The following is a 15,333-nucleotide window of genomic DNA, read 5'->3' as shown; positions in this document are numbered from 1 at the left end:
CTGTCCAGAATGAAAAACGGCCCGGATTGCTCCGGGCCGGACCTTTTGTCGCATGCGGGAGGTTTGGGCTTCCCGCAACTGAAAGTTACTTTGCCGGAACGGTCAAGACGTCACCGATCTCGATATGGTCGGGATGGCGCAGCTTGTTGGCGGCGGAAATCTTCTTCCAGTCCTCGCCATCGCCATAGGTGGCCTCAGCGATCTTCCACAGGCTATCACCCTTGACCACGGTATATTGCGTTGGCTGGGCGGCGGCAGACGGTGCGGAGACTGCTGGGGTTACCGGCGCCGGGGCGGCGGGCGCAGGGGTTGCCGGAGCAGGTGCGGCAGGAGCTGGTGCCGTGGCTTGGGCAGCCGTCGCCGTCTTCGGCTGGGCCGCTGGCGCGACATAGCCAGCTGGCGTAACTTCGCTGACGCGGCCATCGGTAAACGGCTTGTAGGGCGAATTTTTGGCCAGGAAATCGGCTGTCACATCGGCGAGATCCGGACCGTAATCATAGGCGTTCTGTCCTGCTGTCGCGAAGATCTTGTAGCCGTCGCCACCGGTGCGCATGTAATTATTGGTGACGACACCATAGAGTTTGCTGGTATCGAGCGGCACGAAGCCGTCGCCGTCCTTGACCTGAACGTCAACGATCCGGCTGCCGACAGGCTTGGAACGGTCGAAGCTGTATTTCAGACCGGCGACCTGTGGGAACCGGCCAGCGCCGTCATCCACCTGGCTGACACCGTTTTCAAGCGCCGCAATCACGTCGGAGCCCTTGAGCTGGAAGGTGGCAAGCGTGTTCTGGAAGGGCAGGACGGTGATGACCGAGCCCATGGTGACCTTGCCGCCGCCGATCGAGGCGCGCAGGCCGCCGCCATTCTGGATGGCGATGCTGATGCCCTGGCTGCGGGCATGATCCAGCATTGCCTCGGCCACCAGATTGCCCATGGGGCATTCCTTGGCGCGGCAGGTGGTGGAGGCGCCGTCGATCGGGCCGGCACTTTCGCCGATTTCCTTCTGGCGCAATTCCTGGATAGGACCGGCCAGTTCCTTGACCTTGGCGGTCATTGCTTCATCAGGCTTGAATTTCGAATCGATTAGGATCGGATCGCCCTTGGCACTTTTCACCACGCCGTTATCGTCGAAAACAACAGTCAGATCACCGAGATATTTGCTGTAGGAGGCAGCGGTGACGACAGGCACCTTGTAGCCGCCGGGATTGTCGACCAGCGTCGGGTAGGGGCCTTCGGCCTTCGGATCACTGTTAGACAGCAATGTGTGGGAATGGCCGCCGACCACCACATCGACGTCAGGGATCTTGGCGATTTCCATGTCGCGGTGATAGCCGACATGGGTGAGGGCGATGATCTTGTTGACGCCTTCGGTCTTCAGTTTCTTCACTTCTTCGGTGATGGCAACGACATCGTCGGTGAATTTCACATTCGGACCCGGCGATGCCAGTTCCACGGTTTCCGGGGTAACGGCGCCGACGATGCCGATCTTCTGGCCGCCAATTTCCAGGATTGTCGAGGGCTTGAACTTGTCCTTCAGCTTCGATTCGGCATTGGCTTCCAGATTGGCGACCACGACCGGAAACTGCACCTTGTCGAGGAAGGGACCGATGGCTGTCTCACCGTCGTCGAATTCGTGATTACCAAGCGTCATGGCGTCGAACTTCAGGATGTTCATCACATCCAGTTCGGCTGTGCCTTTGTAGGTGGTGTAAAACAGCGAGCCCTGGAAATTGTCACCGGCATTCAGCGACAGGACATTCTTGCCAGCCAATGCCGCGCGGGTCTGGTCGAACGCCGTCTTCAAACGGGCCGCACCGCCAAAGCATTGGTTCTTGCTTTCCTCATCCGCGGAGCACGTCGAATCATATTTATTGATCGACTCGATCCGTGAGTGAAAATCGTTGATATGCAGGATGTTCAGTTCGAAATCGGCAAAGGCCGTCCCCGACGACAGGATGAGCACCGAGGCGCTCAACAGGCCAAATTTAAATCTTTTTAACATCCGTAACTCCTGATTTCATGGAACACCCGCTTTGGTTACCCCTCTTTTATGACGTTCTTATCGGGCTTTTGCGGAAGGTTGCATGTTTCCATCGTGCTTGGTTTATCGCAAGCGAAAATAAGCCAGAACAGCAAAAAGCCGGCCTCATGGACCGGCTTTGCCAAGCGTGGATGAGTTGACGCGTCAGATCTTGCGGCGCAGCGAGAAATTCGAGCCGGCATCCGTGGTGCAGTTCAACTGTTCTGGCGAAACCAGCGCGCAATTGACCCGCGATTGGGTCTTGCGCACCAGCGAGGTCATGTTGATCTCCACCAGCGTCGGCGAGGTATTGGTATAGGTTCCGGAGGCCAGAAGCGCATTGGTATCGCTGGAGCGGGTGGCAAACGTGCCGCCCTGGAAGGTGGAAACGATGCCGTTCGGATCGACCCAGGCGCCATCAACGCCCTGTGGCTGCGGCGCATTATAGGCGACCTGGCGCGGCGGCGGCGTGCCCACGCAGGAAGACACGGCAAAGGCCGCGACGAGCAGAATTGCGATGCTTTTGACCTTCATGACAGTCTCCATCCGGCAGGACATTATGGCCGCCTATGTCTCTGGCCTCTGCCCGGTCGCCTCGGCCGGAGAGGTCTCTTGCTCTTCATATTCCCGGTTGGTGACAACCGATTTCCTGAAATACCACGAGGGCCGATCAGGTTCCATGCTGGCGACCATGCCGCGAAGATCGGGTGAAAGCAAGGCTTCCAACCTCTTCCCGGCCACTTGAACACAATCATGGCGTTGTTGTTCCACAGGGACATGAAAAGCGTGCCATGTTGTTCTCAGCGCCGCGCTGCTTTTCGATGCGCGGCGCCGTTATTTCAGGCCATTGTTTCAGATCGGCAGACGGATATTGCCATCCGCCGTTCTGCAGCGTTTAGCGCACCAGGATATTCTTGAACTGCCACGCGTCCTTGGTGTCGAGGTCTTCCGGGAACAGGCCGGGGCGACCGTCGAGCGGGGTCCAGTCGGTGTAATGGCCTTCGACCGGGCCGAGATAGGGCGACTGCACTTCCAGGCAGCGCTTGTAATCAACTTCGTCGGCCTCGACGATCCCAGCCTTCGGGTTCTCGATGGCCCAGACCATGCCGGCCAGCACTGCGGACGTTACCTGGAGACCGGTGGCGTTCTGGTAGGGGGCGATGCGGCGGGTTTCTTCCAGCGACAGGCGCGAACCATACCAGTAGGCGTTCTTTTCGTGGCCGTAGAGCAGCACGCCCAACTCGTCGATGCCATCGACCAGTTCGTTTTCGTCGAGAACATGCAGGACCGGCTGGGCGGTACCGCCATTGCCGAACATTTCATGCAGCGACAGAACGGCATCATTGGCCGGATGATAGGCGTAATGGCAAGTCGGACGATAGGCGACCTCGCCATCCTTCTCGACGGTGAAGTAATCGGCAATCGAGATCGATTCGTTGTGGGTGACGAGGAAGCCGTATTGCGGGCCGGGCGTCGGGCACCAGGTGCGCACGCGGGTATTGGCGCCAGGCTGCTCCAGATAGATCGCTGCCTTGCAGCCCTTCTTGTGCTTCTTGGCGTTTTTCGGCATCCAGTTTTCATGAGTGCCCCAGCCGAGTTCGGCTGGCTGCAAGCCTTCCGAAATAAAGCCTTCGACCGACCAGGTGTTCCAGAACACGTTGAGCGGCTTCGGTGTCTTGGCCAGCTGCGTGTCGCGCTCGGCAATGTGAATGCCCTTGACGCCGACCTTCTTCATCAGCTTGGCCCAGCCTTCGCGGTCACCGACGGCTGGCTCTTCGAATTTCAGGCCGATTTCATTGGCTATATTCACCAGCGCCTGCTTGACGAACCAGGAGACCATGCCCGGATTGGCGCCGCAGGTGGAGACGGCGGTGGTGCCGCCGGGGTTCTTGTTCTTTTCCTGGCGAACGGTTTCGCGCAGTGCATAGTTGGTGCGCTCTGAGTTCTTCATGTTCTTGTCGAAATAGAAGCCCAGCCAAGGCTCAACCACCGTATCGATATAGAGCACGTCCAGCTTGCGGCACAGCTTCATCAGGTCGAGCGAGCCGGTATCGACCGACAGGTTGACGCAGAAGCCCTGGCCTTCGCCTTCTGTCAGCAGCGGCTTCAGCAGGTCCTTGTAGTTCTCCTTGGTGACATGCGCCTGGATGTGCTTGATGCCATGCTTGGCCATCAATTCGGCCTCGTCATTGCGGGGGTCGATGACCACCATCCGGCTCTTGTCGAACTTGAAGTGGCGTTCGATCAGCGGCAGGGTGCCCCGGCCGATCGAACCGAAGCCGATCATCACGATCGGACCGGTGATCTCGCCGTAAACCGGATAGGTCTGGGTGGTCATTCATTTTCTCCTTGGAAGGCCGTTTGCCATAGGCGCATGATTTGCGAACACGGCTTTGCTCTGACCGGGTTCCTTCTCTTCCCTAGAGCATAATTCAACGACAGAATAAAGACGGCGTTTCAAGAGATTGCCTTCGGGCACAGGTAGCTGCCCGAAGCTGTTCGATCAGGTACCCGCCGCCGTGCGCTTTCGCTCCCGCCTGCCTAGCATTATGGCAGCGATCAGGGTCAAGATAAGGATCATGGCGGCTGCCAGCCACAACAATAGCAAACTGGCCGCGTCATATTCGCTGGCGAGACCCCGCGTGGTACCGTCGCCATAAGCGAAATTCCAGCCGCCGATATAGGCGATGCCAGTGACGAACAGGGCGGCGATGTAGCTGATGGGCAGAAGCACTGCACGTTTCAGGGCGGATTTCCGGGTGAAATTGACCGCGGCGCCGACCTGGCCATTGCCTTTCCAGATGGTGATGGCCAGAACCGCGATGATTGGAAAATGTCCAACCAGATCCACCCGGCCGAATTCCAGCACGGCGGAGCCGAAGATCATCAGCAGTGCAAAGGCCGATAGCCGGCTGGCAACGGGCCCCCCCCAGCAGCAGCATGGCGGCGGCGCCAAATTCAAACCAGCCGGAGAGGCTGAGAAAGACTTCTGGCGTCAACCCCATCGTCAAATAGGGCCGCGCGCAGAGCAGCGTCAGCGACCAGTCTGCGAAAGCCCATTTTTCCATGGACGCCCACATCAGCGTCCAGGACATCGTTGCGCCGAGAAGGCCGATCCGGTGGGCGGTGACGCTGGCGAGAACCCGGACCCGGAGCCTGTCGAGGCTGATGGCGATCAGGCAGATGGCAAATCCCAGGAAGAGAGGGTAATCCAGCAGATGATAGGTTCCGTATTGGCGGGCCGCGCCGACCCATAAACCAATCAGGCCAAGTCCGGTCAGGCCGGCCCCCCGACGGGAGAGGCAAAGCGCGGCCAATCCGAGTTGCACCCACTGAATGCTCGCATCCGGGGCTTTGAGTTCCGGTGTCAACCAGATCGGCTCCGGGAGCATCCAGAGCCAGGATAACCAAAATGCAATGGTGAGACGGACCAGGTCGTCGGCCTTGAAGCCAAACGGTCGCCGTATCAAGGAAAGGACCCGGCCAAGCCGGGCATTTTTTCCTGCCGCGTCAATCGCTACACAGGCCCAGAGCGCAGGCAGGCTCAGGGCGAGGCCAAGCAACCAGGTTGGTGTCGCCATAAACTGACCCGGTAATACAGGTTGCTCTTGGATATTAAAAGATTGAAACCACTTTATATGCGCAAAGGAACTGGTTTCACTATTCCCAAAAATAAATATTGAAGCTAATATAGTAAATATTAATTTTCCTATTTTTCTATAATAAATATTGTTTTCCATATTGATTTACCTATTTAAAATAATCAATACGTAATTTTATCTACCAATTCTCTTAATATGACAATTTGAGAATCTATATTTATGATATTTGCAATAATTAAAAATTTATTTTTAATGTAGAGTTTTCATTTTAATTTTATATTATAAAACTAAAATCGTAAAAACCACCAGGACCATCCGTTCGATCAAACGGTCGATCCTGTTGTTGCTATTGTTTTTTCAGTTTATGAAAATTAAGCGACAGCCCTGTGCTGTTCTTCCACCAGTTCGGCGCGGATCAGGCCGCGCAGGCTGTTGCCGACGAAGATCGCCCGTCCATTCAGACTTTCCGGTTTCAGCAGATCGGCGCGAGCCTTGCGGTCCCGGATCAGCTCGGCGCGCAGGATGCCAGGAATGAGACCGCTGGTCAGCGGCGGGGTGATCAGCATGCCATCCAGTCCCTGGACGAAGACATTGGTGAATGTCCCCTCGCAGATTTCACCACGCTCGTTCAGTAGCAGGACTTCGTCTGCTTCTTCGGTGGAAAATTCGGCGCGGGCGGCGTCATAGGGATCGCGCCGCGACGTCTTGTGGCGATAGAGGGTATCCTCTGAATTCAGCCGGGTCTTTTGCGCGATGCGAAGACGCCAGATGGTGTTTTCGCCGACGGATTCGAAGGGAACTGCCGCAGCTTCCAGCTTGCCACGAAAATTCATCGCGAGGCGCACCCGAAGCGGGGTATCGCCATGTACCACTTCTTTTAATGCCGCTTCTGGCTTGATCGGCTGGCGAAAACCCAGCGCATCGGCGGAGCGCGACAGGCGCCGCAAATGCTGGTCGAGCCTGATGAAGCCCTGGCCTGGCTCCCAGCGGAGCGTTTCAATCAGCGTGAAATCCATTGATCACCTACCGCAAAGCGTGCCTTGAGCAGACATTCCTGATATTCCTGTTCGGGCTTCGAATCAAAAACAATCCCGCCACCGACATTGAAAACCGCCCGGCGGCTTTTGAAAAGCCCCTGTTGTTCAGGGAAATGGTCTGAAATGGCCGGTTGATCAAATAAAGTCAGGGTGCGGATGGCAACGGAGAACCGCATGGGGCCTGCCGGATCGCAAAAGCCGATGGCACCGCAATAAATATCGCGCGGCCCCGCCTCCAGCCGGTGCAGGATCTGCATGGCGGCCAACTTCGGCGCGCCGGTAATCGAGCCACAGGGAAACAGCGCTTCGAGAATATCGCCAAGGCCCATTCCAGGCAAAAGCCTGCCGCGCACATGGCTGACCAGCTGGTGCAGGGTCGGATAAGTCTCGATGTCGAACAGTTTTGGCACGGTCAGGCTATCAGGCTCGATGATCCGGGAGATGTCGTTGCGCAAGAGATCAACGATCATCCGGTTTTCGGCCTGGGTCTTTTCGTCCGTCAGCATTGCCGCCTTGATCGCCTCGTCCTCGGCATCATCAGAGCCGCGTGCCGCCGTGCCCTTCATCGGGTGGGTCTCGATAAAGCCGTCACTATCCACCTTGAAGAACAGTTCCGGCGAGCGCGAGACGATGGCCGGACCGCCGAGCTCCACCAGCGCACCATAAGAGACCGGCTGACGGGCGATCAGCGACCAGAAGACGTCGCGAGGGCTGCCCCGATAGGCCGCCTCGATGGGCATGGTCAGGTTGGCCTGGTAGCAATCGCCCTGCCTGAGATGCCGATGCAGGGTGTCAAACTGCTGCCGATAGGTCTCGAAATCCCAGGCTGCAACCGGGTTTTCCAGCAGGTGGGTGTTGCTTTCGGGGTGATGCGGGTGTCCCAATGGATTTAAGTGTCCCAGGGGATGAGCAGGATTGGCTGGCGCGTTGAAAATGCCAAACTGGAGGAGCGGCACGTCCCGCCCATCAGGGATCAGTGGCCTGAGCTTGTCTTCAAACACAAAGCCCGCTTCATAAGCCAGCGCCCCCGCCAGCCAGTAGCCCTCCTTGCGGGCGCGTTCCAACTTGGCAAGCGCCGGCAGCACGTCGTCGCCCCGACGGGCGACGACGATGTCCACCGGATCGGTAAACACCAGCGTTTCACCGCTTTTGTCATTCCGAAACAGGATCGTCGGTTGAAACGGTTCGGATTGCGCCATCGTGGCTCGATCTGTCCGTTCAGGCTTTGGCGTCAAGCGCTTCCAGCTCGTCGATCAACCCTTCGATCATCGATAGACCCTTGGCCCAGAAGGACGGGTCGGTGGCATCCAGACCGAACGGTGCGAGAAGTTCGGAATGATGCTTGCTGCCGCCAGCCTTCAACAGGTCGAAATACTTCTGCTGGAAGCCCTGTTCGGCATTCTGGTAGACGGCATAGAGCGAATTGACCAGGCAATCGCCGAAGGCATAGGCATAGACATAGAAAGGCGAATGGATGAAATGGGGGATATAGGCCCACCAGGTCTCATAGCCCTCGGACACTTTGATGGCCGGTCCAAGGCTCTCTTCCTGCACCGATAGCCACAGTTCGCCAATCTTTTCCGCCGTCAACTCGCCCTCCTTGCGGGCGGTGTGCAGCTTGCGCTCGAATTCGTAGAAAGCGATCTGGCGCACGACCGTGTTGATCATGTCCTCGACTTTCTGGGCCAGCATGGCCTTGCGCTCACGCGCATCCGTGGCCTTTTCCAGAAGCGCCCGGAAGGTCAGCATTTCGCCGAATACCGAGGCGGTCTCGGCCAGCGTCAGCGGCGTCTGGCACATCAGCGCGCCCTGTTCGCCAGCGAGAACCTGATGCACGCCGTGGCCCAGTTCATGGGCCAGCGTCATCACGTCGCGCGGCTTGCCGAGGTAATTGACCAAAACATAGGGATGGGCAGACGGCACGGTCGGATGGGCAAAGGCGCCCGGCGCCTTGCCAGGGCGGGCGGGCGCATCGATCCAGCCGCCATCAAAAAAGCGACCAGCGATTTCGGCCATATCAGGCGCAAAGCCGCCATAGGCCGACAGCACGGTCTGGCGGGCTTCGTCCCAGGGAATGATCCGGTCGATACTGTCGGGCAGAGGGGCGTTGCGGTCCCAGAAATTCATCTGCTCCATGCCCAGCCACTTGGCTTTCATCTTGTAATAGCGGTGCGACAGGCGCGGATAGGCATCGCGCACCGCAGCCGCCAGCGCATCGACCACCGGACGCTCCACCCGGTTGGACAGGTGGCGGCTATCGGCAATGTCGGCAAAGCCGCGCCAGCGATCGGAAATTTCCTTGTCCTTGGCCAAGGTATTGGTGACCAGCACGAAAATCCGGATATTGTCCTTGAAGGTCTTCGACAGCGCCATGGCCGCCTTTTCGCGCAAGGCCGGATCGGCCTCCTGCAACATGGTCAGAACCGGTTCCAGCGTCAGCTGTTCGCCGTCAATCTCAAACCGCAGGCTTGCCAGGGTCTCGTCGAACAACCGGTTGAAGGCCGCCGAACCGGTCTGGGATTTTTCCAGAAACAATTGCTCGAGCTTGTCATCCAGCTGGTAGGGCTTGTCTTGCCTGAGATCAATCAGCCAGGGCTTGTAATGGGCGGTGGCCGGATCGCGGGCAATGGCAGCATCGATCACCGCATCGTCCAGCCGATTCAGCTCCAGCGTGAAAAACAGCAGATGGGCGGCAAGCTCCGTCAGCCTGGCTTGTACATCGCCGAAGAATTTGCCGTTTTCCGGCTTGGTCATCTCACTATAATAATAGAGACCGGCATAGGAGCCGATCTTGCCGAGTAGGTCTTCGAGTTCTTCGAATTCCTTCAGCGCGGCTCCCAGGCCCTGATCCGCGTCCTTGGCGGCGGCATCTTCCAGCCGCCCCTTCCATTTGGTCTCGAAGGCCAGGCTCATTTCGCTGGCCTTGGCGAGGTCGGCCTTGAAGAGATCCGAGGAGGGGGCCGGATAAAGATCGGTGAGCTGCCATTCGGGCAGCGTGCCGAGGCCTTGGCCGTGCGCTGGTACGCTGGCGGATTCGGCTGCCGGAAGGCGGGTCTGGTTAACGGGGCTGAAAGGCATGATGGCACCCTTGAGGTCTTTCGGGCCGCGCCGTCACCAAAATGGAACAGGCGCCGGTCCGATGTGTTTGGCATGAGATATCCCCAGTCATAGCATGGCAAAGGCACCCGACAACAGCATATGGCAGATGTCTGTGCATTTCAGCGCTTGCCATTCTACCCGTCGATCTGGCATTTTATGAAAAAGACGTCTGTGCCGATATTTGACAAAATCGCGGCACGGAGGAATTGGACTGTGTCGAAGGTCGGGATTCCCAGGCTTTTTGCAGTCTTTTTTTTAAGGCATTGTATCGAAGCGGACAGTTTGGCGGGCTATAGATAAAATCCTAGCAAATGTTGGAACCTGTTTTTCAAAACTCCATGGCATTTTGCGGGACAAGGACGACGGTTACAGCCTTTGCTTGCGGAGGGAACCTGGAATGCGCAGCTTTTCCAGGGTTTGTGGCCGGGTCCGCAAGAGGCCGGGTTTGTAGAAGACCGAACTTGAAAGAGGATCTTGTTTTTGATCCTGCCGCTTATGGACATGGTCCAATGTTTCAACCGGCGCCAGACGCCATAAGGACTCGGGGAGCTAAAATTGACCGCTCATATTCTCGTTGTCGATGACGATCCGGTTCAACGCCGGTTGTTGAAGGCCGCTGTGGAAAGCCAGGGGCATGTTGCCCATCTGGCCGAGGACGGAGAGGCAGGCCTTGCCTATTTCCGTCAGCACAAGGCGGAGATTTCCGTCATCCTGCTCGATTTGATGATGCCGGGCGTATCCGGCCTCGATTTCCTGGTCGCCATCGGTGGTCAGGAGGCGGACGTGCCTGTCATCGTGCAGACCGGTCAGGGCGGCATCGATACCGTGGTGCAGGCCATGCGGGCTGGCGCCTTCGATTTCGTCGTCAAGCCGGTCTCGCCGGAGCGAATCGCATCGGCCATCGGCAATGCGCTACGCGTCGACCAGCGCGACGCCAAGTCGCGTCCTGCACGCCGGTCACGCACCGGGGCGGTGCATTTCTCCGATATCATTTCGGCAAGTCCGGCCATGACCCGGGTCATCGACCTGTCGCGCCGTGCGGCCCAATCGAATATCCCTGTCGTGCTGGAAGGCGAATCGGGCGTTGGCAAGGAAATGGTCGCCCGGGCTATCCAGTCGGGCAGCGACCGTGCGTCGCGGCCTTTTGTCACGGTCAATTGCGCTGCCATTCCCGCCAATATGGTGGAAAGCATTCTGTTCGGCCATGAAAAGGGATCTTTCCCCGGTGCCACGGAACGCCATATCGGCAAGTTCGCCGAGGCTGACGGCGGCACGCTGTTCCTCGATGAGATCGGCGAATTGCCGCTCGATACCCAGGTGAAGCTGCTGCGGGCCGTGCAGGAAGGCGAAATCGAGGTTATCGGCGCCCGCCAGACCCAGAAGGTCAATGTGCGGCTAATCTCGGCGACCAACAAGGACCTGATCGAAGAGGTCAAGGCTGGCCGGTTCCGCGAGGACCTTTATTACCGCCTCAACGTCTTCCCCATCACCATTCCGGCTCTGCGCCGCCGCAAGGAGGACATTCCCTTCCTGGCGCGCGCCTTTACCGAACGGTTCTCGGCAGAGCAGCGTCTGACCCGGACCCTGTCTCTGGGGGCTGGCGCACTTGCATTGCTGACGGCCTTCGATTGGCCCGGCAATATTCGCCAGCTGGAAAATGCCATCTACCGGGCGGTGATTCTTGCCGAAGGTACGGATCTGACGGAAAGCGATTTCCCGCAGATCCTGGCACAGATCCCAGGCGGTTTGGCGCAGGACAAGTTCTGGTCGGGTCTGCCTGGCACGGCCGAAAGCCAGCCGGAACAGGTGGCGCCGCGCGGTGCAGACCGGCCGGAACTGGCCTTTATCGACCGGCTACCTGCCCCCCGCGCCGAGGACCCGCGTCCGGTGGCGTTGGACAATGTCATCGTCAGCATCGACGAGAGCGGCAATGTCCGGCAATTGGCTGAGATCGAGGAAGAACTGATTCGTTTCGCGCTGAAATTCTACCGAGGCCAGATGAGCCAGGTGGCACGCAAGCTTGGAATCGGTCGCTCAACACTCTATCGCAAACTGAAGGATTACGGGATCGACCCGGATAATCCGCAGAAGCACGCCGCCTGAAAAAAGGTGATATCCGGGTTTTTTCAGCGCCCGGCTGAAGATTTGAACACGCCGCGCACCTGACAGGGTGGGCGGCGTTGTCATTTTGGGCTATAAGGACGCCCGTTTTGCTCAAAGTCTGGCCGGCTGAGTATTTCAGCCGTTACGCACAAAAGCTAAACGGATCGATAGTTGTTAACCCCCGGGTAAGGATGATTGATTACTGGTTGTCAATGGGTTGTTATGAATTGGTTCACCATATAAGAATCAATTTGAACGATGTGGCAAAATTGCCATGTGGATACCGTATTTCACAGTCATGTGATAAGCGAGCGATGTGACTTTTCTGACGGGGACGGATTTTGCGGATATCTGGTGCATTTGTATCGCCCTCAGGGCCAGGGCGGCTTGACCGCACGGCCATGATTTGGGCGAACATATCCAAGCTGTTTCTGACAGCTCTGGTCCTGATGACGATCGCCTTTTCCGCCCTCTATGCCACGACCGGTTCGGCTGCCGCTGAAACGCGCTCGCTGAAAATCCTTTTCGTCCATACCGGCGAAAAACAGGAAATCACCTTCAAGCGCAATGGCCGCTACGATCCCAAAGGCTTGCAGCAGCTCAACAATATTGTGCGCGACTGGCGACGCAACGAAGCGACCAAGATGGACCCGCGCCTGTTCGACCTCGTCTGGTCGGTCTACCAAAAGGCGGGCGCCAGCGGTTATATCTATGTCGTTTCCGGTTATCGTTCGCCAGCCACCAATGCCATGCTGCGTTCGCGCTCTTCCGGCGTCGCCAAGGAAAGCCAGCATATGAATGGCACTGCGATGGATTTCTTCATCCCTGGCGTGCCGCTGAAAAGCCTGCGCGATATCGGCATGAAATTCCAGGCGGGCGGCGTGGGCTATTATCCCAATTCCGGTTCGCCTTTCGTGCATATGGATGTGGCGGGCGTCCGCTCCTGGCCGCGCGTTCCGCGCAGCGAACTGGTGCGCATGTTCCCCGATGGCAAGACCCTGCATATTCCTGCCGATGGCAAGCCGCTTCCAGGCTATCAGGTGGCGATGGAGGAATATAAGAAACGCCTGGGGTCTGAACAAATATTGATGGCGGATAATAAATCCTCGCCGCGCGGCAGGCCGCGAAATCTGATGGCCATGCTGTTTGGCAGCGGTGATGAGGACGAGGGCGACGAAGATGCAGCCCCAGCCGCACCGGTGCGGGCATCGGCTCCTGCCGCTACACCAAGACCTGCCGAGCTGACCAATCCAACGCCAACCAGCCCGATGCCTGTGGCCGTGGCCTCTGCGGCGCCTGATATCGCGGCTCCCGTTCCGCAATCGCGTCCTTCCCTGCGCCAGGGTGACGATAGTCTGGCTGTGGCGCTTTACTCTCCTGGCGGGCGCAATGCTGCCGAGGATGCCCTGCAGAAAGTTGCCGGCAATCCGTCGGGTGACGCTGGCGCGCCGTCAAGCGGCTATGAAGATCTGGCCGCCTACAAGGTTCCGGTGCCGACCCTGCTTGGGCCACGTGGTATGAAGGGTGATGCAGAGCCGGTGATGACCGCTTCTCTCGGATCGCCTGATGATAGCAACCCTATTGCCCAGCATATTCCGGTGCCAGCTGGCCGTCCGGCGCTTGCCGATGCCATGGCGGCGACCTTGCCGCAACAGCGTCCACAGGTGAGCGACGAGCCGTCCACGGTCGAAGAAGCCATGCTCTCTCCAGCAGCTGCCGAGGCACTGCAACAGAGCCAGGATGGCGCGCCGCTGAAGACTGTGGTGATCCCGCGTGACCGGCCAGCGCCGTCTGTTGCTCCAGCTGTTGCCGAAGTTCGGCCTGTGGCTCCCGCTGAAAACCTGTGGCTCCCGCTGAAAGACCTCAGCCTGCCCCCGCCCCGGTGGTGCAGCCGAAAGCCGTCGCCGTTCTCACCCAGGGACCACTTCCGGCTCAGGGCGTGACCCAGCCGCCAGCTCAAGCTAAGGCACAGCAGCAACAGGTGGCTTCGCTTGCGCAGCCCTCTCGTACCAAGCCGAGTGCGGGCCAGTTTGGCGATGTTTTTGACCAGCCGAAATCGGCAAGCCATGCGAGTGAAGCTTCGCTTCCCGTCAAGGGCGGACGCCCGGGACCCAGTGAAGCGGATGCTGCCAGCCGAGGCCTGACCGGCGGGACCGAGTTGACCCGCACGATGATTTCGCAATGGGCGATGAACAAGAACCGCATCGAGCCGCCAGCCAAGGCTGGCCGTGGCGGGCGTGTCGTAACCCAGGCCATCACCGCACCGGTTGAGGCATCGCAGACCGGCTTTACCCCCGGCGCCCAGGCCATCGATCCAGGCCGCTTCGGCGCGGTCCGGTAAGTATATCGAGCCTTCCTTCGGGTAGGGCTGCATAAAAAACCCGCGTAACCGCGGGTTTTTCGTATCTGTACGTAAAGGCTTGGCTGGTTCCCGCATCTCCCGTTGCATTTTTTCAAGAGGGAGAAGCTGTTTAGGCCCCTAAAGAGGGGGCTACTGCATAATTCTTTAAACGGGAATTGGTTTAGAGAGAAAATTATGCAGCAGATATAAAGCGCTACAGCGAACCTTTGTGCGCCATATAGGGCGCACGGCGCTGTAGCAGTTTTTGTTTGCGGACCGGAGGTTTCCGAAGGCCAGTTCTAAACTTCCGGTCTGATGCTTTAGCCTTCCGGCGGGTTTTCAATCATGCCCAGAGCATGAAGATAGGTATCGAGGATCAGGTCTTCTTCCATCCGCTCCTGCTCATCCTTCTTGCGCAGCGCGATGACCTTTTTCAGGATCTTGGTGTCGAAGCCCATGCCTTTGGCTTCGCCATAGACGTCCTTGATATCGTCGGCGATGGTCTTCTTTTCTTCTTCCAGGCGTTCGATGCGCTCGACAAAGGCGCGAAGTTGGTCACGGGCGACGCCATGAGCATCAGACATGGGGATCTCCTTGCTGGGGATGGTCATTTGAGTGGGGGTGACGTGCCGTGAACTCTGCGCCACGTCAAGTTCTTTTGCATGGCGCAAAGTCCGGGCCTTGGCAGATGGGTCAGCGGGATATCGGGTAAGCTCTTGTCAGAAATGGATAATAGCTTGAAACCCGAAAGAGGCCCTGGGGTAGGGTTAGGCAAAATTATCCATATCCGATGCCATGTCCATAGCCACGTTTAAGGCTCGTCCTGCGGGCGAGAGGCTTCGAAATCGGCCTTCTGGGCCTCGCTCGCCTGTTTCTGATGCCGCAATTTCCATTGCTCATAGGGCATTGCATAGACATGATGGCGCGCCTCGTCACGGGTCATCTCGACACCCTTGGCGTCGGCTGCGTCCTGATACCAATTGGCCAGGCAATTGCGGCAGAACCCGGCCAGATTCATCAGGTCGATATTCTGTACGTCGCTGCGTTCCCGCAAATGCGCCAGAAGACGTCGAAAGGCCGCTGCTTCCAGTTCGGTTTGCTGTTCCTTGGTCAGTTCGCTCATCTTTTGTC

12 protein-coding genes are annotated in these 15,333 nt (G+C 58.1%); 3 read left to right on the top strand and 9 right to left on the bottom strand.

Translation table 11 applies throughout. From position 1 onward, the window contains the following. Nucleotides 1–85: 85 nt before the first annotated feature. The 7 genes from AVI_RS14645 to AVI_RS14605 form a co-directional block, all read right to left on the bottom strand. The gene (locus AVI_RS14645; protein WP_015917079.1) at nucleotides 86–2,002 is read right to left on the bottom strand and encodes a 5'-nucleotidase C-terminal domain-containing protein; all 1,917 of its coding nucleotides are present in this window, start codon (nucleotides 2,000–2,002) and stop codon (nucleotides 86–88) included. A 183-nt stretch (nucleotides 2,003–2,185) separates the two neighbouring features. Next, complete coding sequence (gene omp10, locus AVI_RS14640; protein WP_041697066.1) at nucleotides 2,186–2,554, bottom strand: outer membrane lipoprotein Omp10; 369 nt, start codon at nucleotides 2,552–2,554, stop codon at nucleotides 2,186–2,188. 361 nt (nucleotides 2,555–2,915) lie between these two features. Further along, nucleotides 2,916–4,358 (bottom strand): homospermidine synthase, encoded by a 1,443-nt coding sequence (locus AVI_RS14630; RefSeq protein WP_015917077.1) that lies wholly within the window; start codon nucleotides 4,356–4,358, stop codon nucleotides 2,916–2,918. 280 nt (nucleotides 4,359–4,638) lie between these two features. Beyond that, nucleotides 4,639–5,760, bottom strand: a complete 1,122-nt coding sequence (locus AVI_RS30595) for a hypothetical protein (RefSeq protein ID WP_015917076.1) — start codon at nucleotides 5,758–5,760, stop codon at nucleotides 4,639–4,641. Between the two features lie 233 nt (nucleotides 5,761–5,993). Continuing rightward, the gene (locus AVI_RS14615; RefSeq protein WP_015917075.1) at nucleotides 5,994–6,638 is read right to left on the bottom strand and encodes an aminotransferase class IV family protein; all 645 of its coding nucleotides are present in this window, start codon (nucleotides 6,636–6,638) and stop codon (nucleotides 5,994–5,996) included. Then, complete coding sequence (locus tag AVI_RS14610) at nucleotides 6,623–7,858, bottom strand: aminodeoxychorismate synthase component I (RefSeq protein WP_015917074.1); 1,236 nt, start codon at nucleotides 7,856–7,858, stop codon at nucleotides 6,623–6,625. Before AVI_RS14610 ends, AVI_RS14615 begins: the two co-directional genes overlap by 16 nt. Before the next feature lie 19 nt (nucleotides 7,859–7,877). After that, on the bottom strand, nucleotides 7,878–9,737 hold the full coding sequence (locus tag AVI_RS14605) for a M3 family oligoendopeptidase (RefSeq protein ID WP_015917073.1): 1,860 nt from the start codon (nucleotides 9,735–9,737) through the stop codon (nucleotides 7,878–7,880). 576 nt (nucleotides 9,738–10,313) lie between these two features. Between AVI_RS14605 and AVI_RS14600 the strand changes: the two genes are divergently transcribed. The 3 genes from AVI_RS14600 (at nucleotide 10,314) to AVI_RS14590 (ending at nucleotide 14,202) form a co-directional block, all read left to right on the top strand. Further along, nucleotides 10,314–11,861 (top strand): sigma-54-dependent transcriptional regulator, encoded by a 1,548-nt coding sequence (locus AVI_RS14600; protein WP_041697057.1) that lies wholly within the window; start codon nucleotides 10,314–10,316, stop codon nucleotides 11,859–11,861. A gap of 401 nt (nucleotides 11,862–12,262) precedes the next feature. Continuing rightward, on the top strand, nucleotides 12,263–13,804 hold the full coding sequence (locus AVI_RS14595; RefSeq protein ID WP_148213970.1) for a peptidoglycan L,D-endopeptidase MepK: 1,542 nt from the start codon (nucleotides 12,263–12,265) through the stop codon (nucleotides 13,802–13,804). Then, nucleotides 13,801–14,202, top strand: a complete 402-nt coding sequence (locus tag AVI_RS14590) for a hypothetical protein (protein WP_015917070.1) — start codon at nucleotides 13,801–13,803, stop codon at nucleotides 14,200–14,202. The genes AVI_RS14595 and AVI_RS14590 overlap by 4 nt, the downstream gene beginning before the upstream one ends. Nucleotides 14,203–14,522: 320 nt before the next feature. On the opposite strand, the gene AVI_RS14585 is transcribed toward AVI_RS14590, so the two are convergent. Beyond that, nucleotides 14,523–14,786 carry a DUF2312 domain-containing protein gene (locus AVI_RS14585; protein ID WP_015917069.1) on the bottom strand — a complete coding sequence of 88 codons (264 nt, stop codon included), beginning with the start codon at nucleotides 14,784–14,786 and terminating at the stop codon, nucleotides 14,523–14,525. Between the two features lie 227 nt (nucleotides 14,787–15,013). Beyond that, nucleotides 15,014–15,325, bottom strand: coding sequence for a DUF1244 domain-containing protein (locus AVI_RS14580; protein WP_041698200.1), 312 nt, complete (start codon nucleotides 15,323–15,325; stop codon nucleotides 15,014–15,016). Nucleotides 15,326–15,333: the final 8 nt, after the last annotated feature.

It is taken from the genome of Allorhizobium ampelinum S4 (assembly GCF_000016285.1).
Classification (GTDB): domain Bacteria; phylum Pseudomonadota; class Alphaproteobacteria; order Rhizobiales; family Rhizobiaceae; genus Allorhizobium; species Allorhizobium ampelinum.
Note: the sequence above shows the minus strand (reverse complement) of the source record. Positions and strands in the feature narration are given on the sequence as shown.